This window comes from Actinocatenispora rupis (genome assembly GCF_016861975.1).
GTDB lineage: Bacteria > Actinomycetota > Actinomycetes > Mycobacteriales > Micromonosporaceae > Actinocatenispora > Actinocatenispora rupis.
The window spans coordinates 396,110-416,623 of sequence record NZ_BOMB01000001.1; the positions used below are offsets into that span (position 1 = coordinate 396,110).

Here is a 20,514-nt window from a genome sequence, read left to right on the forward strand (position 1 = left end):
GCCAACCACCTCCGCCCGCGTCTCCTCGCGCACTCCCGCCCGGAGTTCAGATCGGGACCGACGACGGCGCGGCACGGGCGGCCGGCACCGGCGCCGGCCGGTACACGCGGGCCCGCTGCGCCAGCAGCCGCGCCAGGTATCCCGGGCCGAGCAGCAGGTACCGCCGCCACAGCCGCCGCGGCTCCTGCCACAGCCGGGCCACCCAGGCCAGGCCGTACCGCTGCATCCAGCGCGGCGCCGGGCGCAGCCGCCCGGCGTGGTAGTCGAACGCCGCGCCGACCGCCAGTACCGGCAACGCCACCCGCGGCGCGAGCGCGGACGCGAGCACCTCCTGCCGCGGGCACCCGGTGCCGAGCAGTACGATCCGCGCACCGGAGCCGGCGATCCGCCCCGCCAACCGCGCCACCTCCACCCCGCCCCCGGTACGGAACGCCGACGGTTCGGCGCCCGCCACCCGCAGCCCCGCGTACCGCCGGCGGAGCCTGGTGGCCAGCGCGGACACGGTGTCCGGCGTCGATCCGTACAGGTAGACGGGGAGGTCGTCGGCGGCGGCTCGGGCGAGCAGCCGGCCGACCAGGTCCGGGCCGCTGACCCAGTCCCGTACTCCCGCCCGGTGCAGCAGGTTCAGGGCCCACCGGACCGGCTGTCCGTCCGGCGCCACGATGTCCAGACCGTTCAACCGCCCCGCGTACGCCCGGTCGTGCACCGCGGTCATCACGCCGTGTACCGCCAGCGCGGTCACCGTCAGTGGCCGGCGCCGTACGGCAGCGTCGACCAGCCGATCGATGACCTGCCGGTAGTCCACCACGCTGACGAGCACCCCCAGCACGTTCCGCCGGTCGGGGTGGGGCGGTGGCGTGAGAGGGCGGCCCGCCCGTGCCGGGTCGGGCGCCGGTTCCGACACAGACGGGTAACCGTGCCGCACGCATCCCCCCATGTGTGTGCCCGATCAGCGTACGTGCGCGCGCTGTCCGACACGGCGGGAACGGCGCATCCGCCCGTGCCGAAAGCCGCAGCCGGAGCACCCCGCCGACGCCCGTACGCGGGCGGTGCGGAGACCCCCGAAATGCCTGCTGACAAGGGATCCGGCGTACGGGAGCGGTCCCGCGCACCCGCCCGGGCGGCGACGGATCGCGGTGCGTACGACTGGCCGATCGGCGTCCACCGGACGGGTGGATCGGGCGCCCGCGCGAGACGTCCCCGACGAGCCGTTCGGGTGCCTGCGGATTCGTTCGGACGCGCCGATCGCCTGCCCGCCTCGATGCCCGGAACGCGTGTGGACAAACGGATCGGCCACGTCCGTGCGGCGGCTCGGTCGGACGGTGCGCGGGATCGATGCCGGCGGACGGTTCGGGCGCGCCGGCGGTGGCGGGGAACGGTCCGGACAGACGGATCCGGCGCGCGGGGCCGGGCTAGAAGCGGGCGAACGAGCGGATCGGTGCGCGTGGCGCCCGCCGCGGTTCCCGGATCGAACCGTGCGTGATGAGCCGGACGACCCGGGCGCGGTGCCCGCGGAACGGGGCGAGCAGCTCCAGCATCCGGGCGTCCGTGCCGCGCGGCTCGCCGGCCAGCGCGTACGCGACCTGGTGGGGGACGTGGTAGTCGCCCACGCTCACCGCGTCGGGGTCACCGAACGCCACGGCGGACACCTCGGCCGCCGTCCACGGGCCGACCCCGGGCAGCGTCATCATCAGCCGGCACGCCTCGGCGGGCGGGCCGTCGACCGTACGTTCGAGCCGGTCGGCGACGGTGCCGAGCCGGCGCAGGGTGTCGGCGCGGCGTCGTTCGATCCCGAGCGGATGGAACGCCCAGTACGGTGCCGCCGCGACGGTCCGCGCCGCCGGCGGTACGAGCAGGTCGACGGGGCCGGGCGCCGGGTCGCCGAACCGCCGCACGAGCCCCGCGTACGACCGGGTCGCCTCGACGGTGGTCACCTTCTGCGCCAGCACGGCGCGCAGCAGTTCCTCGAAGACCCGCTCGGTACGGGCCAGCCGGATGCCCGGCATCGCGTCGGCGAGCACCGCGACCACGGGGTCCTGTCGGGCCAGCGGCAGGAAGCCGGCCGGGTCGTCGCGCAGCCCGGTCAGCGCGTCGGCGCGGTCCAGCAGCCAGCCGGCGCCGTCGCCCCACGCGGCAACGGACAGCGTGCCCTCGCGGTGTCCAATGTGGACGGTGCCGGGCCCGTCGGGTGTCCGCACCGCCTTCCACAGGTTCGCCCGGCCCAGCCGGGTGGTCGGATCCGAACGGCCGCAACACAACACCCCGACCGTACGGCGGAAGTCGTAACCGTCCGGCGCCGCGAGGGTGACGGTGCGGGTGGTCATGCCGCGGTCCGGGCGGCGGCCGACCGCAGGCCGCGCAACAGCAACCGCGGATCGCCGAGCAGCGCGCGCAACCGGCGCTCCAACCCCGCGATCGGCACCAGGTTCTGCGGCGCCCGCGGATCCTTGTACGCGCTGGACGCGAACCGCGGCAGCGTCACCGCCGAGATGTCCGCGTAGCGCACGGCGTCCGGGCGGGGCCAGTCCGCCGGGCACTCCAGCCGGACGATGCCCGACCACGGGGAGCCCGGCGCGCACGGCAGCCGCAGGTACCACGAGTAGCGGTGCCACTGGCCGCCGAGCAGGAACAACGGGGTGCGCTGACTGGGCGCGAGGCTCGTCACCACCCGCGTCAGCTCCCCGTCCAGGTACTGCTTGTGGTGCGTCTTGGCATATCCCAGGGCCCGGGGGAGCGCGGTGCGCCCGCGCAGCGGGCCGTCGACCACCAGCAGGTCCGGCTCGTCGTCCGTGGCGTCCCGCCGGGCCCGCTCCGACACCTGCACCTCCAGCTCGTACAGCCGGCGTTGCAGCTCGGCGTCGACCTGGCTCGGATCGTCGCCCACGACCCGGTGCGGCCGGTACACGGCGGTGGCGTGCGCGCGCAGCGGCGCGACCGACGGCCCCGGCGCGAACAGCCCGTGCGACACCCCCGACAACCCCAGCTCGGCGACGCCCGCCGCCAGGTCGCAGCGCACCACCCCCGCCGCGTACGACGCGCAGACGCCCGGCCGGGCCACGCCCTCGTCGTCCTCCACCCACACCCGCGCGTCGATCCGCCGTACGCCGTCGACCAGCAGTACCGTCCGCGGCGGGCGCGCGTCCGGCGCCGGGGTCAGCGGCGACCAGGCGGCCGCCGGACGCTCCACCCCGGTCTCCACCGGCGCGCTGCTCGCCGCCGCCGGACCGCCACCCGGGCCGGCGTCCGCCTCGAACGACCGCCCGTACGACGGGTCCCACGCGTCGACGTGCACCTTCACACCCACGGCCACCCCCGGCTCGCACCCGGTCGCCGGGAACCGTCGGCCACCGTGGCCGCGGTCCGGCGCGTACCCCCGATGATGCGCCCCGTCGCGCGGCGCCCCGCGCCGCACCCGCCGGTGGCGCCGGGTTTCCCGAGGCCGCCGGACCACCCGGGGCCGCGGCGACATGCGCGGACACCGGACCACCCGGAGCTGTCGGCTCGTCCGGGAGCGCCCGATCGCGGTGGGCCGTCGGGTTGCCTTGTGTCGCTGGTTCGCGCGGGGCCGTCGGGTTGCCTTGTGCCGTTGGTTCGCGCGGGGCCGTCGGGGCGCGTGGCGACGCCGGGTCGGGAAACGGTGCCGGATCGGTTGGGGTTGTTGGGTTTCGCGGTGTCGCCGGGGCGTTCGCGTACGCCGGGGGCGGGTGGGGTCATGTCTGTTCCCGGGTGACGTGGGCGCCGCGGGCGTCCTTGCGGACCAGGTACCGCACGGGGATGCGCTCGGCCAATTCGGCCACGTGGGTGACGATGCCGACCATCCGGTCACCGCGGGCGGCAAGGTTCTCCAGGGTGGCCGCCACCGTGTCCAGCGTGCCCGGATCGAGCGTGCCGAAGCCCTCGTCGAGCATGATCGACTCCAGGCTGGTCGTGGTCGTCGACAGCCCGGCCAGCTGCTCGGACAGCGCCAGCGCCAGGGCCAGCGACGCCTGGAACGTCTCGCCGCCGGACAGCGTGCGCACCGCCCGGCGCAGGTCGGCGTCGTGGTGGTCGACCACGAAGAACTCGCCCGCCTCGTACGCCAGCTCGTACTGCCCGGCGGACAGTTCGCGGAGGATCGCCGAGGCGCCGTCGACGAGCAGGTCCATCGCCTCGGTCAGCAGCCAACGCTGGAACCGGTCCGCGGCGAGGTGGGTGGCGAGCGCCTTCGCCACCTGGTTGGCGCGGGCGTGCCCGGCGCGCCGCTCGCGCAGCCCGGCGGCCTGCTCGTACCGCTCGGCGGCGCGGCGGTGGCCGGCCTCGGCACGTTCCACCGCCAGCGCCGCGGCCAACTGGTACGCCCCGGCGTCGGCGGCGCTGTCCGCGGGTCGTGGCACGCCGCACTCGTCGAGCAGCGCGCCGACCTTGTCCCGTACCGCGTCGGCGGCGGTGGCGGCCTGCTTCGCGGCGGCCAGCCGGTCGGCGCGGGCGGCCCGGCGGGCGGCCGCGCCCTCTGCCGCCCAGTCGGCCAGTGCCTGCCAGGAGGCGGCGAGGTCGTCGCGGTCGGCGGTGGGCGGGCCGAACCGGGACACCGCGTCGCGCGCCGAGTCGTACCGTTGCCAGCCGGTGCGCAGCCGCCGCTCGGTGTCGTCCGCGGCGGCGCGGGCGCGCTGCTGGTCCCGCCGCGCCGCCGTCACCCTGGTACGCGCGGCGGTCTGCGCGGACCGCAGCCGGTCGATGTCGGCGAGCCGTCCGGTGAGGGTGTCGGGGTCGGGCGCACCGTCGAGGTCGGCGGTGAGCGCGGCGAGCCGGTCGGCGACCTGCTCGCGCTGCCGGGTGGCCGCGGCGAGGGTGCCGGCGAGTTCCCGTGCGGCGCGGTCGGTCCGGTCCCGGCGGTCGCGGGCGGCGGTGACCGCGGCGCGCGCCTCGGCGAGGTGCGGCGCGTCGATCGGCGGCGGCAGCTCGGTGACCTCGCGCGCGCACACCGGGCAGTCGTGGCCGACGGCCAGCTCGGGCCGCAACGCCGCCGCGGTCTGCGCGGTACGCGCCGCGGCCAGCGCGGCCTCCGCCTCGGTCAGCGCCGTCTCCGCGGCGGCCGCCTCCGTACGGGCCTGCCCGGCGCGTTGCTCGGCGGCGGTGACCGCCTCGGCCAGCCCGGTCTCCTCGGCGGCGAGGGCGGCGCGTTCGCGGTGTCGTTCCAGGGTGCGGCGCAGGACGGCCGGGTCGCCGGCGGCGTCGAGCGCCGCGGCGGCCTGTTCCTCGGCGTGTTCGGCGTCGGTCACCGCGGCGAGTGCAGCCGCCGCGCCGGTCCGGGCCCGTCCGGCGGCGTCGGCCAGCTCGGCCACCCCGTCCGGCGCGGTGATCCCGGCGAGCAGCCGGCCCTCGGCGTCGAGGTCGGCCAGCGCCTCGCGCGCCTCGGCCGCCCGGCGCTCGGCGTCCGTCAGCTCTGGTACGGCCGCGGCGACGGCCTCGGCGAGCCCGCGGAGCTGGTCGAGCCGGCCGGCGGCCTCGGCGACGGACTGCTCGGTCGCGTCGGTCATCCCGTCGAGCAGCGCGTCGATGGCGCGGACGTCGCTGTCGGCCTCCTTGGCGGACTGCCGGGCGCGTTCCGCGATCCGTTGGTACACGCGCAGGCCGAGCAGGTTGACCAGGATCTCCTGCCGCTTGGCCGGTTTGGCGTGCAGGAACTCCGCGAACTCGCCCTGCGGCAGTACGACGCACGTGGTGAACTGCTCGTACGGCATGCCGACGGTGGCGGCGACCGCGTCGGTCATCTCCGTCGGCGTACCGGCGAGGACCTCGCCCAGCTCGCCGCCGCCCGGACCGTCACCGTCCAATGTGGACAGATCGAAGTCGGCGGGCAGTCGCTCCAGCCCGGCGCGGGTGGTGGTCACCTTGCCGCGGGCACTGCGCCGCAGCACCCGGGTCGCCACGTACCGAGCGCCGGCCGACTCGAAGACCAACCGGACCCGGGCCTCCGACGCCGACGGGGACAGCGCGTTCTCCACCGACCGCAGGTGGTCCCAGCGCGGAACCGTGCCGTACAGGGCGAAGCAGATGGCGTCGAGGACGGTGGACTTGCCCGAACCGGTCGGGCCGAGCAGGGCGAAGAAGTCGGCCCCGGCGAAGTCGATCGTCGTCTCGTCCCGGAACACGGTGAAACCGGCGAGGTCGAGCCGGACCGGACGCATCAGGAGACCTCCTCGTGCAGCCGGTCGAACAGCTCCGACACGGCCGGGTCCTCGTGCCCCGCCTCGGTCAGGTAGTCGGCGAACAGCCGTCGCGGGCTCTGTCCCGCCCGGCTCACCCGGCGCGGCGCGTCCGGCGTGGCGGCCAGCTCCGGGTCGATCCGCACCTCCAGCGCGCCCGGCAGCAGCTCCTGCACCTCCTCGCGCAACCCGGCCCGCGGCTTCTCCCGGACGAACACCCGCAGCCACGCGTCGCCCGGCTCCAGCGACTTCAGCTCGTCGAGCGTGCCCCGCACCGTACGCAGGGTGCGGGCGGCGGCGATCGGCACCTCGCGTACCCGGGCGGGGGTGGTCGGGGTGGCCTCCACGATCAGCACCCCGGGCGTGTTGTCCTGCTCGCCGAAGTCGACCGCGAGCGGACTGCCCGAGTAGTGGATGGGGCACGGGCCGGGGACCGCCTGCCGGCGGTGCAGGTGACCGAGCGCCACGTAGTGCGCGGAGGTGGGGAACAGCGTCGAGGGCACCGCGTACGCCTGGATGGTGTGCGCCTCGCGCTCGCCGCCGCCGGTCTTCGCGCCGACGACCGTCAGGTGCCCGGCGATCAGGTTCACCGAGTCCGCCCGGAACGAGCCGGTCAGCGCATCCAGCAGCCGACCCAGATGGTCCGCGTACGTCTGGTTGGCCTCGGCGCCGGTCAGGTCGAACATCTCGGTGGCGCGCACCGCGTACCGCTGGGAGACGAACGGGAGGGCGACGAGCGTCCAGTCCTCCCCGGCGGCGGTGCGACCGGTGACGACCGGGTCGGTGGCGGTGCGGACGGTGCCGCGCAACGTGATGCCGGCCGCGTCGGCCCAGCCGCGCAACGCGTCGAGCGCGGCGCCGTTGTCGTGGTTGCCGGCGATCGCCACCACGTCCGCCCCGGTACGCCGCAGCGCGGTCAGCGCGCGCACCACCACCCGGGTCGTCTCCGGGCCGGGCGCGGCCGTCTCGTACAGGTCGCCGGCGACGACGACGAGGTCCGGCCGCTCGGCCTCGGCGATCCGCACCAGCTCGGCCAACACCTGGATGTGCTCGTCGACGCGGGGCCGGCCCTTCAACACCTTCCCCACGTGCCAGTCCGACGTGTGCAGGATCTTCACCGTGCCGACCCCCCGACCCCGTCCCGCGCCGGTACGTCGTCCGCGACGTCCGGGGCAGCCCGTGCGGGCTGCGAGACCGACCATAGGCGAGGGGTCCGACAGTGCGTTGGACCCCTCACCCGACGGGTGGGTTGCGTCGCGTCCGCCGCCGTCGTTGTCGGAGGGTCGTGCCAGCATCACCGCATGGGTGCCAGACCGTGGTCCGCGGACGTCGTACGGCTGGGTCGGCTGCGGCTGGCCCGCGACCTGCTGGACCGAGACTGGTCCCGGCCGCTCGACCTGGACCGGCTCGCCCGCCACGCCGGCTACTCCAAATACCACTTCGTACGCGCGTTCGCCGCGGCGTACGGGGAGACGCCCGGGCAGTACCTGACGCGGCGGCGGGTGGAGCGGGCGCAGGACCTGCTGCGCGCCGGTGACCGTACCGTCACGGAGATCTGCACGCTGGTCGGGTTCGGCTCGCTGGGCACGTTCTGCACCCGGTTCAAGGAGCTGACGGGGCTGACGCCGGGCGCGTTCCGGCGCGCCGCACGCAGTTCCGGGGTGCCGCCGGTGCCGGCCTGCTTCGTCCAGATGTGGGGCGGCGGGTTCGCCGCGGGGAGCGCAACCTCGAAGAAGCCCGCGCCGCCGCTGGCGTCGTAGCGTCGGGGGCACGACGCGACGATCCACTTGGGGGGATGTCATGACGATGTCGTTCGCCATCGGCACGGTGTGGGTGCTCGACCAGGACTCCGCGCACGACTTCTACACGACGAAGCTCGGCTTCGAGGTGCGGCACGACGTGCTGATGGGCCCGCAGCGCTGGCTGACGGTCGGCCCGCCGGGGCAGCCCGACATCGAGCTGGCGTTGATGCTCGCCGCGCCGCCGGCGCTCGACCCGGAGTCCGCCGGCCACCTGCGCGCCCTGATCGCGAAGGGCGTGCTGGGCGCGGCGGCGTTCCACACCGACGACTGCCGCGCCACCCATCGCGAGCTGTCCGCCCGGGGCGTGTCGTTCGTACAGGACCCCACCGACCGGCCGTACGGGACGGAGGCGTTGTTCCGGGACGACTCCGGTAACTGGTTCAGCCTCACGCAGCCCCGTGCGGAGCTGGACCGTTCGCTCGACTGGCACAACGGCGCCGCTGCCAGCTCGCCCTGACCCGGCGCGGTCCCGCTGTCCCGGCGGTCCGGCATGTCTCGCCGGGCCGTCGGGGTGGGTGTCGCCACACGTCGGTCGGCGTCACCGCTCCGCAACACCGCGGCAACACCGCCCGGCCACTGTCGACGACGGAGCCCGTTTCCGTCCGCCGACAGGAGGCCACCATGCTGGTACGAGCGCGCGTCGCGCTGCCCGACGCGCCCGGTTCGCTGGGCCGCCTGGCCTGGACCCTCGGCGTACTCGGCGCCGACATCCTCCAGGTGTCGGTGCTGGAGACCGGTTCCGGCCGGGCGGTGGACGAGCTGACCCTGCGGCTCGGTTCGCTGACGCTCGACGAGCTGCGCGACCGCATCCAGGTCATCCCGGGCGTACGGGTGCTCGCGGTGTGGCGGCCGCGTGCGGTGTCCCGTGCGGCGGACGCCACCGTACTCGGCCAGCTCGCCCGGCATCCGGACCGCGGTCTGAGCACGCTGGTCGACGCCGCGCCGGACCTGTTCGCCGCGGAGTGGGCGGTGCTGCTGGGCGGTGGCGGTCCGGAGCCGACGGCGGTGCGGGCCAGTTTCCGGGCGCCGCAGGCGTTGGCGGTGGGTGCGCTGGAGCCGTTGCGGCCCCGCGGGTACACGCTGCCGGACGGTACGCACGCGGCGATGGCGCCGCTCGCCGGCGGCACGGTGCTGCTGGTGGCGCGGGCGGCCGGACCGGCGTTCCACCGTACCGAGGTGGACCGGTTGGACCAGTTGGTCGACGCGGCGTCGGGCATCCTCGGTACGGACCGTACGGTGGCCGCGGCCGGCTGATTCCGCGGGTCCGGCGATGCTTGCTGGGCCGTGATCATCTGGGATATTGTTGGCCATTCATCCCATGTATCTGTTTCCGGCCGCCGATCCCCCGCCCGGCCGGTGGCAGTGACCCGGTGGCAGGGGCACCGCCTGGAGGCGATCATGCGCGGGATCTCTCGTCGTGGTCTGCTCGGAGCCGCTGCCGGCACGGTCGCCGCCGGGACCGCCGCCGCGACGGCCGTCCCGGGCGAGGCGCGGGCCACCACCGGGGATGCGGGTCCTTCGCTGAGCTTCGACGCCGGTCCGCCGCGGCTGCACGACACCATGGGCGATGCCGGGTGGGCGCGGTTCCTGGCCGGTGCCGACCCGCGCTGGCGCCGACTGCCCGGCACGTTCTACGAAGGGCCGTTCCTGGGCAACGGGGGTCTCGGCGCCGCGGTGTACCGGCAGGCGACGCGGCGGGCGCTGCTGGTCGAGCTGGGCGACAACCGGGTGCGCGACCACCAGGAGGCGGGCGGCCCGCTGTTCGGCGGTGCCCGGCTGCGAGTCGGGCACCTGGCGCTGGTGACGGTCGGCGAGGTCACCGCGGTAGACCTGCGCCTGTCGCTGTGGGACGCCGAACTGTCCGGCACGGTGACCACCACGGCCGGCTCGGTTGGCCTGCGCTGCTTCGTCCACGCCACCCGGGACCTGCTCGTGGTGGAACTGCGGCCGGACGCGGGGGAGCGGTCCGCGTCCTGGTCGTTCACGCCGTACCCGGCGGAGAGTCCACGGTTGGCGTACCAGCCGCGGCCGGACGGGCTGGTGGACAACCCGGAGCCGGTCGCCGGGTTCGACGCGTCCGGCGGGAGCTGCGTGCAGGACCTGGCCGCCGGCGGTGGCCACGCGACGGTGTGGCGGGTCACGCGCACTGGCGCGGTCAGCGTCCTGGTGGCGAGCGTCGCCGCCAGCCACCCCGACCGCACCGCGTACGCGACGGCCGAGCGGACGGTGCGTGCCGCCGCCGGGCGTACCGTCGGGGAGTCGGCGGGGGAGCACCGGCAGTGGTGGCACCGGTTCTATCCGCGCAGTTTCGTGTCCGTGCCGGACGACCGCACCCAGTCCTTCTACTGGATCCAGCTGTACAAGATGGCCAGCGCCACCCGCGCCGACCGGCCGGTGGTGTCGACGAGCGCGCAGTGGCTGCAACCGACGCCGTGGCCCGGCACCGGGTGGAACCGCACCGTGCCGCTGTCGTACTGGCTGATCCACGCGAGCGGGCACGGTGAGCTGGACTCGCTGACCGCGACGCTGCGCCGGTGCCGGGACGCGCTCGTCGCGGACGTGCCGGCGGCGTACCGGGGGGATTCGGCGGGGATCGGCCGCGCCAGCCAGGACGACCTGCGTACCGCGGAGGTGGTGGTGCCGGGGTCGGTGACCGGCACGCCGGAGGTCGGCAACCTGACGTGGGCGCTGCACACCGCGTGGCTGGCGTACCGGCACGGGATGGCCGACGGGGTGCTGCGCGAGGTGCTGTATCCGTTGCTGCGCAAGGCGATCGGCTTCTACCTGCACTTCCTGACCGAGGGCGGGGACGGGCGGCTGCACCTGCCCGCGACGTACTCCCCGGAGTACGCGACGACCACGGACTGCAACTACGACCTGGCGCTGCTCACCTGGGGCTGCCGGACGCTGCTCGACGCCACCGACCGGCTCGGCGTCGACGACCCGCTCCGGCCCCGCTGGCGGGACGTCCTGGACCGGCTGGTCGAGCCGCCGCAGGGCGCCGACGGGCTGTGGATCGGCGCCACCCGACGGCTCACCTCCTCGCACCCGCACTACTCGCACCTGCTCTGGTTCCACCCGCTGCACCTGCTCGACCCGACCGACTCCACCGGTCGTGACCTGTTGCAACGCTCGCTGAACCAGTGGGTCGGGCGGGCCGGCGCGCGCCAGGGCCACACGTACACGGGGGCGGCGTCGATGAGCGCGCTGCTCGGCGACGGCGACCGCGCGTTCGGCTACCTCGGCGAGCTGTTCGACCGCCACCTCACCCCCAACACGATGTACGCGGAGAGCGGCCCCGCCCTGGAGACGCCGCTGTCCGGCGCCCGGTCACTGCACGACATGCTGCTGCAGAGCTGGGGCGGCGTGCTGCGGATCTTCCCCGCCGTACCGTCCGGCTGGGCCGACGTCACCGTGCACGACCTGAGCGCCGAAGGTGGATTCCGCGTCAGCGCCGTACGGTCCGCCGGACGCACCCGGTTCGTCCGCATCCGCAGTACGGCGGGGGAACCGTGCCGGGTCGTACCGGGGCTGGCCCGGCCGTACCGGGTGCAGGCGCTGGCGGGCGGCGACCCGGTCGGCTACCGCGACCTCGGCGGCATGCTCGAACTCGACCTGCCGCGCGGCGGCGACGTGCTGCTCACCACCGCCGGCGTCGACCCCGACCTGGTCATCGCCCCGGTCGCCGGCAACGGCACCCCCGGCTGGGGCCTGCCCACCTGACCGCCGTGCGCCGCCCGCCGGGACGGCCGGATGCGGGGCACTGCGACCGCGGACAGGGTCGGCAGCCCGTCGGCGTCGGCGCCGACGCCCGCGGACAGGGTCGGCGGCCGGTCCGCGGCACCGCGGCTGCCGTCCGTGGACCAGGTCGGCAGCCCGCCCGCGCCGGCACCGCCTCACCGGCCGGCGGTCAGAACGGGATGTCGTCGTAGTCGTCGGAGTTGGCGCCGACCACGGTGAACGGGTCGGCGCGCTGGACCGCGGACCGGGCCGCCCCCTCCGGCGCCGCACCGGCCTCCGACGGTCGCGTCGCCCAGGCGGGGAACGGGAACTCGACCACCAGCGGTACGGGGATGTCCGGCTGGGCGACGAACATGGTGCCGGGCTTGGCGAGTACGGCGCGCTGGCGCTGCGCGGTCGGCAGGTAGCCGTACTCGGGGCGGCCCGCCTCGGCCGCGTCGAGCCGGCCGACGACGCGGATCGCCGAGTTCGCGACGATGCGGCGTTCGATCTCGCTGGCGGTCTGCTGCGCGCCGATGAGGATCACCCCGAGCGAACGGCCGCGCTCGGCGATGTCGAGCAGCACGTCCTTGATGGGGCTGGCGCCCTCGCGCGGCGCGTACTTGTTCAGCTCGTCGAGTACGACGAACAGCAGCGGCCGGGCCGTGCCCGCCTTCTCCTTGCGTTCGAACTCGGTCTTCAGCGTCACGCCGACCACGAACCGCTGCGCCCGGTCGGGCAGGTTGTGCAGGTCGACGACGGTGACCTGGCCGGAGTCGGCGGTGGAGATCGCGTGCGGCCGGCGGCCGGGCAGGTCGCCGCGGACCAGCCGGCCCAGGTCGCGCTTGCTCGCCACCATCCGCCGGATGAACGCGTTGACGGTGCCCAGGCCGATCGCGCTGCCGGCCCACTCGGCGCGCGTGTCGTCGTCGGTGAGCTGGTCGACCAGCAGGTCCACCAGCGCGTCGTACGACCGGACGACGGTGCCGGAGACGACCGCCGCGCCGCCCTCCGCCTCGATCGCGTCCCGCGCCAGCTTCGCCGCCACCTGGTGCACCACCATCGTGTACTGCTGCCGGTCGTCGTCGGCGTCGGCGAACACGTACGGCAACAGGCGGTCGGCGCAGAACTCGTGCACCGTCCAGTAGAAGGCGTCGACGCCGGTGGTCCGCGCGACCACGTCCGGGGTGCCCTCGGGATCGCCGGCGCGGGGCGGCGCGTACACCGAGACGGAACCGAACGCCTCCGCCGGCAACCCCAGCTTCTCGTACGTCGCGCGCTGCCGGTCGTCCAGCCGGGTGTTCGCGTGGTCGAGCAGCAGCAGGTCCTCGCCCTTGACGTTGAAGATCAGCGCCTTGGTGTTGGTCGCCTCGGCGCCGAGCACACCCGAGCCGAACACCGAGTACAGCAGCCAGGTGGCGAACGACGTCTTCGTGGCGACGCCGGAGATGCCGGAGATCGACACGTGCGCGCCGCGGGTGCCGTCGAGGAAGTCGGCGTTGAGGTAGATGGCCTCGCCGTCGCGGCCGGTGCCGACCGCGACCCGCCGCTCCATCCGGTCGAAGTACAGCGCGGTGGCGCGCTCGTCGGCGGCGGCGCGGCGCACCTCGGCGCCCGGCATGGGCGGCACGTACGTCTCCGGCTCCAGCCGGGTCGTCGTGATCTCCGCCGCCTCCTGCACCTGCGCCGGCAGCGTGCCCTCCGAGATCAGGAACACGTCCGAGTCGAACTGGGCGCCCTCGTGCCGCGCCCGCACCTGGGTGACCACCCCGGCGATCATCACCGGCTCCCGGCCCGGCACCTCCCGCTCGGTCACGACCACGTCGTCGAGCTGCAGGTACGCCCCGGCCCGGACGGCCACCCAGAAGCTCAGCGGCGTCGCGTCGGCGGTACCGAGGACGCGGCCGACCACCGCGCCGGGCTCGATCGGCGGCTCGTCGACCGACAGCTCCTCCCACGCCACCGCGTCGTCCGCCTCGGCTCTCGGCTGGACCTGGGTCATGGCCTTCGACACTCCCTGCTCGTCCGGCGGTACCGCACCATCGTGCCGCACCGGTCGCGCCGGCCCGCGCAGAACCGCCCGGTCGGGTACGGCGGACCGCGGTGCCCGGTGCGCGTCACTGCCTCACTCCCGCACGTACCGCAGGAGGAGATTGTCGTCGGCGGCCAGGACGTGCGCCAGCTGCAGGCCCCGGCCGGTGGTCGGCGGGCCGGCGGTGATCCGCCCGGCGCCGGGCCCGGCGAGCTGCGGCGACACGGTGAGGCACAGCTCGTCGACCGCGTCGGCCGCGGTGAGGCTGCCGAGCAGGTGCGGGCCGCCCTCGCACAGCACCTGGGTGAGGCCGCGCCCGGCCAGGTCGGCCAGCGCCGCCGGCAGGTCGACCTCCGCGTCCCCGTGTACGAGGACGTCGGCGACCTCGGCCAGCGCCGTACGCCGGTCGACGGGGGAACCGCCGTGCGTGACGACGATCGGCCGGGTCGGCGCGTCGGCGAACATCTCGCTCGCCGGGTCCAGCTCCAGCCGGCTCGACACGAGCACCAGCGGCGGGTACTCGGCCAGCCCGGCGTCGCGGCGCCACGCCCGGCTCCGCGCACCGAGCCGCATCGCTCCGTACCCCTCGTGGCGGAGCGTGCCGGCGCCGACCATGACCGCGTCGCACACCCTCCGCAGCAGGCCGAACACCCGCTTGTCCGCCCCGCCGGACAGCCCCGCGGAGTACCCGGCGACGCTGACGGCACCGTCCGCGCTGGTCACGAAGTTGACCCGGACGTACGGCCGGGACCGGTCGGCCGGCAGGTAGCAGCCGAGCAGCTCGTCGTCGGTCAGCTCGGTCGCGGCGGGATCCGGCCACAGTCGGTACATGCCGGTCATGATCGCGCATCGGGGGCGGACGGCGCCGCGCCGGGCCACGCGTCGAGCACCTCGACGTGCCGCAGCCCGCCGGACGACGCGAGGTGCCGGAACCACGCGGCGCACTCCGGCACGGTGTCGACCAACCGGGCGGCCTCCTCGGCGGACTCCCGGTCCCGCCAGACGATCACGTCGAGGAAGCTCCCGTCGTCCTCGCGCGTCAGGTACGCGGCGAGGCAGGCGGGGAACCGGGCGCGCAGCGCGGCCACCATCGCGGGGCGCTCCGCCACCAGCGCCTCCTCCGCCCCCGGACGTACCCGGAACGCGGCCAGCTCGATCACCATGCGCCGCACCCTAACGACGACCCCCGACATCTCCGGTGTCCGACTCGCCCCTCGGAACCGGGCAGCCCACGCGGCGCGTTCCGGAAACGGCCAGGTCGGCGAGCCACCGCGGGGGCCGCTCAGGCGTACAGGGCGGCAAGGTCGCGTGCCGCGCGGGCGAGGCGTTCGCGCAGGTCGGCGGGGGAGCGGACCTCGGCGTGCGGGCCGAGCCGCAGCAGGTCCGCCTCGGCCTGCGGCAGCGACTCGATCGGGATCGTCACGGTGACCCAGCCGGCCTCGTCCGGCGCGCCCGCCGTACGGTCGACGGCCGCGGTGACCGGGTCGGCGGCCATCTCCGCCAGCCGGCGCCGGCCGCGCGGGGACAGCCGCACCACCGCCTCGCCGGTGTACAGGCGGGTGCGGAAGTCGCTGATGTGGTCCCGCCAGTACGCGGGGAGGTCGAAGTCGGTGGGGCGCTCGAAGCCGGCGTCCAGCGTGGTCAGGTCGAGGATCTGGTTCACCTTGTACGTCCGCGGCTCGGGCGTGTCGGCGCCGCCGGCGACGAGGTACCAGGTGCCGGCCTTGAGCACCACCCCGTACGGGCGGAGCGTGCGGTCGACGTCCGTCGGTTCCCGCCACCGCCGGTACGTGACGCGGATGCGCCGCTGCTCCCACACCGCCGACGCCACCGCCGCCAGGTACGGCACCTGGTCGGCGTCCCGGTACCAGCCGGGCGCGTCGAGGTGGAACCGTTGCCGGATCAGGTCGGCGCGGTCCCGGAGTTCGGGCGGCAGCGCGGCGCGCAGCTTGAGCGCGGCGGCGGTGACCACCGCGCCGAGGCCGAGTTCGGCGGCCGGTCCGGGCAGCCCGGCCAGGAACAGCGCCTCCGCCTCGTCACCGGTCAGCCCGGTCAGCCGGGTCCGGTACCCGTCGAGCAGCTGGTAGCCGCCACCCGGGCCGGCGTCGGCGTACAGCGGGATGCCGGCGGCGGACAGCGACTCGGCGTCGCGGTAGATCGTGCGGACCGAGACCTCCAGTTCGGCGGCGAGTTCCCGGGCGGTCAGCCGGCCCCGGGTCTGGAGCAGCAGGAGCAGGGAGAGCAGTCGGCTGGCGCGCATGGCGACAGCATCCCCCGACCCACTGACAGCAGGCGTCAGCGACCGGGGCGCAGGCTGCCGCCATGCCGTTCACACCGAAGCGCCTGCGGGCGCGCGTCCCGGTCGAACTCGCCGGGCGCACGATCAAGCCGTACCACGTGGACACGCTCGACCGGCCGCTGTCGCCGGCGATGCTGGCCGCCGCGTACGAGGCGCTGCCGGGGCTGCTGCCGCCGCCCGACGACGAGACGCCGCCCGCCGGGTTCGCGGTGGTGCACCGGGGCGGTGACTCCCTCTACGTCAACGCGTACTCCTGGGTCTGGGGCAACGTCGTGGAGTGCCGCGTGGCCGCCGCCGGCCAGCCGTACCTGGGGTGTCCGGACACCGACCCGACGCACGTCGTACCGGTCGAACGGGCGGTGATCGGCTGCGTGTGGGAGCTGCCGGCGCTGGCGCACGAACGCACCGCCTGGGTCCGGCACGTGCTCGCGCCGCACCGCCCCGACCTCGCGGGCTACCTCGCCGACGTACTCCCGGACGGCCCGGTCGGCGACTGAGACCCGCGGTCACCGCATCTCGGCGAGTACCTCGTCGAGGGGGCTCGCGGCGACGCCGAGCGTCCGTTCGGTGTGCCCGGCGTCGACCACGAACCGGCCGGTGTCCATGAACCGCGTCTCGAACAGTTCCGGCCAGAACGGGTCGGTCAGGCCGAGCAGCGTCAGTTCCCGGTCGGTCAGCGTGCCCAGCTCGGGCACCGGTACGCCAGCCAGCGCCGCGTACCGGGTGGCCAGCTCGCGCATCGTCGCGGTGATCGTCGGCGCGAGCCACGGCGCGCCCCACGCCGCCTCGTTCCGGGACGCCGCGACGAGAGTACGGGCCGCGTCGCCGATCGCGGTGAACGCGTGCGGGTGATCGAGCTCGGTCGGGACGAGCGCAGGCCGGCCCGCCCGTACCGGCGGCGCGACGAAGATCGAGAACAGCGACACCGCGCCGGCGCCGAGGAACTGGCCGGCACGTACCTCGGTGGCGCGGACCCGGCCCTCGTCGTGCGCGGCCTTCGCCTCCCGCCACATGGCCGCGCGGGTGCCGCCCTTCGGGCCGGTCGCGCGCTGCGGCGTCGCCTCGGTGACCGGACCGTCGTCGACCGGGCCGTACCCGTAGAGGTTGGTGAGCATGACGTAGCCGGCGCCGGTGCGTTCGGCCGCCGTACGGATCGCGCCGAACAGCGGCGGGACCGTCTCCGGCCACGTGTGGTACGCGGTGGCGGCGCAGTTGAACACCGTGTCGGCGCCCTCGGCCAGCCGGGTCAGGGCGTCGACGTCGGTGGCGTCGAGCGCGGTCCGCTCGATGCCCGGTTCGTCGGGCCCGCCGCGCCGGCTGACCATCCGTACGCGCTCCCCGTCCGCGACGAGCAGCCGGGCGGTGGCGTGCGCGGTCGCGCCCGCGCCGACGATGACGTGCAGGGACATCGGTTCCTCCGGAATGAATGTCGTGGGGCCGTGGTTCGCTTGCCACGGACGCCTTTCAGCCTCCGGTCCGGGCCGTGCGGCAACCACGGGCCGGCCGGACAGACACCCGGAGGATCGGGCCATGCACCGCGTCGCCGTCCTTGCCGTACCACCGGTCACCGGCTTCGAGCTGTCCGTACCGGACCTCGTGCTCGGGCAGGCGCGCGTCGCCGGCGCCCCGGCGTACGAGGTGGTGTTCTGCGCGGTCGACCCCGGCCCCGTCCCGGTACTCGGCGGGATGGGTGTCACGGTGCCGCGCGGCCCGGACGCGTTGGCCGGCGCGCGGACGGTCGTCGTCATCGGCGGCGCGGACCTCGGCCCGCCCGACCCGCGCGTCCGCACCGCCCTGACCACCGCGTACGCCAGCGGTGCGCGGCTGGTCGCGCCGTCCTGCGCCGGTGCGTTCCTGCTGGCGTCCGCGGGGCTGCTGGACGGCCGGGCCGCGGCGATCGGCGCCGGGCTCGCCGACCGGTTCCGCCGGGAGTACCCGGGGGTGGTGGTGACGGACCGGCTGTTCGTCGCGGCCGACGACGTGTACACCTGCGCCGGGCACGCCGCCGCGGTCGACCTGTGCCTGCACCTCGTCGCCGCCGACCACGGCGCGGCGGTCGCCGGTGCGCTGGCCGGTGGGCTCGCCGTACCGCCGCCCCGCCCGGCGGACGCGACCCTGCCGGCGGCACCGGTCCCCGCGGTACCGGACGCGTCGCTCACCGGTACCCGGGAGTGGGCGTTGGGCCGGCTGGCCGAGCCGATCCGGCTGACCGACCTGGCCCGGCACGCCAACACCAGCGTGCGGACGCTGACCCGCCGGTTCCGCCGGGAGACCGGGCTGAGCCCGCTGCGGTGGCTGCTGGCGCGCCGGATCGACGCCGCCCGGCGGCTGTTGGAGACCACCGACCTGCCCGTCGAGACGGTGGCCCGCCGCGCCGGTCTCGGTACGGCGGACTCGCTGCGCGCCCACTTCGCCCGCGAACTCGGGCGTACCCCGAGCGCCTACCGGGCGGGCTTCCGCGCCGCCTGATCCGCCCCGGTCCCCAGCAACGCCCGGGTACGGTCCGGGCCCAGCGCGAGCAGCAGCGTGGGCAGCCGCGGCCCGGTGTCCGCCCCGACCAGCAGCCGGTACAGCAGCGTGAAGAACGACCGCTGCGCCGCGCGTACGGTGTCGTCGGCGGGGGCGTCGGCGGGCAGCCCGGCGAGCCGCTTGGGCACGCCGTACACGAGGGTGGTGAGCGCGGCGAGGTCGGTGCAGCCGGGCAGGTCGGCGACGAGCAGGTCGAGCGCGGCCCGTTCGGCGTCGGTCACCGCCGAGAGCCGGTCGGTGTCGGGCGCGGCGCGCACCCGGGTCCGCCGATCCGCCGGTACGTGCCGGGCCAGCCACGTCGCGGCGAGCGTCCGGCGCGGCTCGACGTCGGCGAGGCGCAGGTCGGTGCCCTCTGCGGCGCCCAGGATCCGCGCCGTCTGCGCCGGGTTCCCGGCGGTCACGTCGAGTACGGAGCTGAGCAGCCGCCAGGACACCGGGCGGCGCGCCGCGGCGAGCCCCGGCACGGCCGCCCGCCGGTACGCGAGGGTCTCCGCCGGCCCGGCCGTACCGTCGGCGACCCGGGACGCGAGCCGGTCCCACTCCTCGTACAGGCGGGTCACCTCGGTGCCGAAGTCGACGGTGATGGACTGCTGCGGGCGGCGGCGCGCGTACAGCCAGCGCAGTACGGCCGGTTCGAGGATGGCGAGCGCGTCGGCGGGGGTGGGCGCCCCGCCGGCGGACGACGACAGCTTGGCCGTACCGCGGGCGCCGACGAACCCGTACGCCAGGAAGACCGGGGGCCGGGCGCCGAACACCTCGCGGCAGATCGTCCGGCCGACCCCGGCCGACGACGACGGCGCGGCGTGGTCGGCGCCGGCCGCCTCGAACACCACCGGCTCGTGTGCCCACCGCATCGGCCAGTCCGCCTTCCAGACGAGCTTGCCGTGGTTGGTGTCGGCGAGCCGGAAACCGTCCGGCCCGCACGCCGCGCAGGCGTACCGCAGCGCGCTGGAGTCCTCGTCGTACGCGGTGATCCGGGTGTCGTCGCGGCCGCAGCGCCGGCAGTACACCCGGTACGGCCAGGCGTCCGGGTCGGGCGGTCCGCCCCGCGCCGCGGCGAGCGTCGCCTCGATCTCTCGCCGCCGCGCCATCGCGGTACGTACCGCGTCGGTGTAGTGGCCCGCGCGGTACCGGTCGGACTGGCCGACCTCGCGTACCCGCACCCCGAGCCGGTCCAGCGCGGTACGCAGCGGCGCCGCGTACCGCTGCGCCCAGCTCGGGTACTCGTCGAACGGGTCGGGCACCTCGGCCAGCGGCCGCCCCACGTGCTCCGCCATCCGCGCGGGCACGCCCGCCGGCACCCGCCGCAGCCGGTCGTGGTCGTCCCAGAACAGCACGTGCTCCACCGGTACGCCGCGGGCCGCGAGTTCGGCGGCGACGAAGTGCTGGGTGAGCAGTTCGCGCAGGTTGCCCAGGTGGACCGGGCCGGACGGGCTCACCCCGGAGGCGACGACGAGCGGCCCGGCACCGCCCCGCACCTGGTACTCCGCGTACGCCTCGTCGGCGGCGCGGGTCACCCAGTCGGCGCCGTCCGGCGGATCGGACGGGTGCGGTGTGCCGGCGGCAGGGATGGACGGTGGTACGGGCATCGATGACCTCGCAGGTACGCCAGGGAAGGGGGACCGGCGGCGCGCACTCCGGACCCGCGTACACGGCGAGGGGGTGCCTGCGGGCGACACCGGACGCCGGGCCGCCTGGGCGACGCGTCAGTCAGCGTCGCCGGCGCGGGCCCGGCCCGGTTTGGTCTGTGTACCGGAGATCATCGGCGGTGATACTACTCGCCCGGCCGACCGGTCGCCGGTTCCTGTGGCCGCGGACCGGTGCGGTGCTGGCAGTCGCACCACTCCCGGCCGCGGCACTCCTCGTGCCGCCGGTCCCGGCAGGCCTGGCAGATCATGCCTCCAGTCAACCCGTACCGGGCGGTGCGCGCCGGCGGATCGGCCGCGG

The 20,514-nt window shown here is 75.7% G+C and carries 17 protein-coding genes; 6 read left to right on the forward strand and 11 right to left on the reverse strand.

Features of this window, described 5'->3' with window-relative positions; translation table 11 throughout:
* Positions 1-46: 46 nt before the first annotated feature.
* From Aru02nite_RS01800 to Aru02nite_RS01820, 5 genes are all read right to left on the reverse strand, one after another.
* Entirely contained in the window at positions 47-820 is a 774-nt protein-coding gene (locus tag Aru02nite_RS01800) for a WecB/TagA/CpsF family glycosyltransferase (RefSeq protein ID WP_239076279.1), read from the reverse strand.
* A 592-nt stretch (positions 821-1,412) separates the two neighbouring features.
* On the reverse strand, positions 1,413-2,324 hold the full coding sequence (locus Aru02nite_RS01805; RefSeq protein WP_203654309.1) for a DNA-3-methyladenine glycosylase family protein: 912 nt from the start codon (positions 2,322-2,324) through the stop codon (positions 1,413-1,415).
* Complete coding sequence (locus Aru02nite_RS01810) at positions 2,321-3,298, reverse strand: hypothetical protein (protein WP_239076336.1); 978 nt, start codon at positions 3,296-3,298, stop codon at positions 2,321-2,323. Before Aru02nite_RS01810 ends, Aru02nite_RS01805 begins: the two co-directional genes overlap by 4 nt.
* Positions 3,299-3,710: 412 nt before the next feature.
* On the reverse strand, positions 3,711-6,167 hold the full coding sequence (locus tag Aru02nite_RS01815) for an AAA family ATPase (RefSeq protein WP_203654311.1): 2,457 nt from the start codon (positions 6,165-6,167) through the stop codon (positions 3,711-3,713).
* Positions 6,167-7,303, reverse strand: coding sequence for an exonuclease SbcCD subunit D (locus Aru02nite_RS01820; protein WP_203654312.1), 1,137 nt, complete (start codon positions 7,301-7,303; stop codon positions 6,167-6,169). The genes Aru02nite_RS01815 and Aru02nite_RS01820 overlap by 1 nt, the downstream gene beginning before the upstream one ends.
* 183 nt (positions 7,304-7,486) lie before the next feature.
* Between Aru02nite_RS01820 and Aru02nite_RS01825 the strand changes: the two genes are divergently transcribed.
* The 4 genes from Aru02nite_RS01825 (at position 7,487) to Aru02nite_RS01840 (ending at position 11,710) form a co-directional block, all read left to right on the forward strand.
* Positions 7,487-7,945: a helix-turn-helix transcriptional regulator gene (locus Aru02nite_RS01825; protein ID WP_239076281.1), complete on the forward strand. Its 459-nt coding sequence runs from the start codon at positions 7,487-7,489 to the stop codon at positions 7,943-7,945.
* Positions 7,946-7,985: 40 nt separating this feature from the next.
* Positions 7,986-8,444, forward strand: coding sequence for a VOC family protein (locus Aru02nite_RS01830; protein ID WP_203654313.1), 459 nt, complete (start codon positions 7,986-7,988; stop codon positions 8,442-8,444).
* Positions 8,445-8,608: 164 nt separating this feature from the next.
* Positions 8,609-9,241, forward strand: a complete 633-nt coding sequence (locus Aru02nite_RS01835) for an ACT domain-containing protein (protein ID WP_203654314.1) — start codon at positions 8,609-8,611, stop codon at positions 9,239-9,241.
* Between the two features lie 144 nt (positions 9,242-9,385).
* Positions 9,386-11,710: a glycosyl hydrolase family 95 catalytic domain-containing protein gene (locus tag Aru02nite_RS01840; RefSeq protein ID WP_203654315.1), complete on the forward strand. Its 2,325-nt coding sequence runs from the start codon at positions 9,386-9,388 to the stop codon at positions 11,708-11,710.
* Between the two features lie 187 nt (positions 11,711-11,897).
* Here the strand turns inward: Aru02nite_RS01840 and Aru02nite_RS01845 are convergent, their stop codons facing one another.
* From Aru02nite_RS01845 to Aru02nite_RS01860, 4 genes are all read right to left on the reverse strand, one after another.
* On the reverse strand, positions 11,898-13,709 hold the full coding sequence (locus Aru02nite_RS01845; protein WP_239076283.1) for an ATP-binding protein: 1,812 nt from the start codon (positions 13,707-13,709) through the stop codon (positions 11,898-11,900).
* A gap of 123 nt (positions 13,710-13,832) precedes the next feature.
* Positions 13,833-14,579 carry a pyrimidine reductase family protein gene (locus tag Aru02nite_RS01850; protein WP_203654316.1) on the reverse strand — a complete coding sequence of 249 codons (747 nt, stop codon included), beginning with the start codon at positions 14,577-14,579 and terminating at the stop codon, positions 13,833-13,835.
* Positions 14,576-14,902 (reverse strand): antibiotic biosynthesis monooxygenase, encoded by a 327-nt coding sequence (locus tag Aru02nite_RS01855; RefSeq protein WP_203654318.1) that lies wholly within the window; start codon positions 14,900-14,902, stop codon positions 14,576-14,578. The genes Aru02nite_RS01850 and Aru02nite_RS01855 overlap by 4 nt, the downstream gene beginning before the upstream one ends.
* 119 nt (positions 14,903-15,021) lie before the next feature.
* Complete coding sequence (locus Aru02nite_RS01860) at positions 15,022-15,999, reverse strand: helix-turn-helix transcriptional regulator (protein ID WP_203654319.1); 978 nt, start codon at positions 15,997-15,999, stop codon at positions 15,022-15,024.
* Between the two features lie 62 nt (positions 16,000-16,061).
* Here Aru02nite_RS01860 and Aru02nite_RS01865 point away from each other — a divergent pair, with 62 nt between their 5' ends.
* Complete coding sequence (locus tag Aru02nite_RS01865) at positions 16,062-16,535, forward strand: hypothetical protein (protein WP_203654321.1); 474 nt, start codon at positions 16,062-16,064, stop codon at positions 16,533-16,535.
* A gap of 9 nt (positions 16,536-16,544) precedes the next feature.
* Here the strand turns inward: Aru02nite_RS01865 and Aru02nite_RS01870 are convergent, their stop codons facing one another.
* Entirely contained in the window at positions 16,545-17,447 is a 903-nt protein-coding gene (locus tag Aru02nite_RS01870) for an NAD-dependent epimerase/dehydratase family protein (RefSeq protein ID WP_203654323.1), read from the reverse strand.
* 121 nt (positions 17,448-17,568) lie between these two features.
* Between Aru02nite_RS01870 and Aru02nite_RS01875 the strand changes: the two genes are divergently transcribed.
* Entirely contained in the window at positions 17,569-18,507 is a 939-nt protein-coding gene (locus Aru02nite_RS01875) for a GlxA family transcriptional regulator (protein WP_203654324.1), read from the forward strand.
* Here the strand turns inward: Aru02nite_RS01875 and lysS are convergent.
* Positions 18,480-20,156 carry a lysine--tRNA ligase gene (gene lysS / locus Aru02nite_RS01880; protein WP_203654325.1) on the reverse strand — a complete coding sequence of 559 codons (1,677 nt, stop codon included), beginning with the start codon at positions 20,154-20,156 and terminating at the stop codon, positions 18,480-18,482. The genes Aru02nite_RS01875 and lysS overlap by 28 nt on opposite strands.
* Positions 20,157-20,514: the final 358 nt, after the last annotated feature.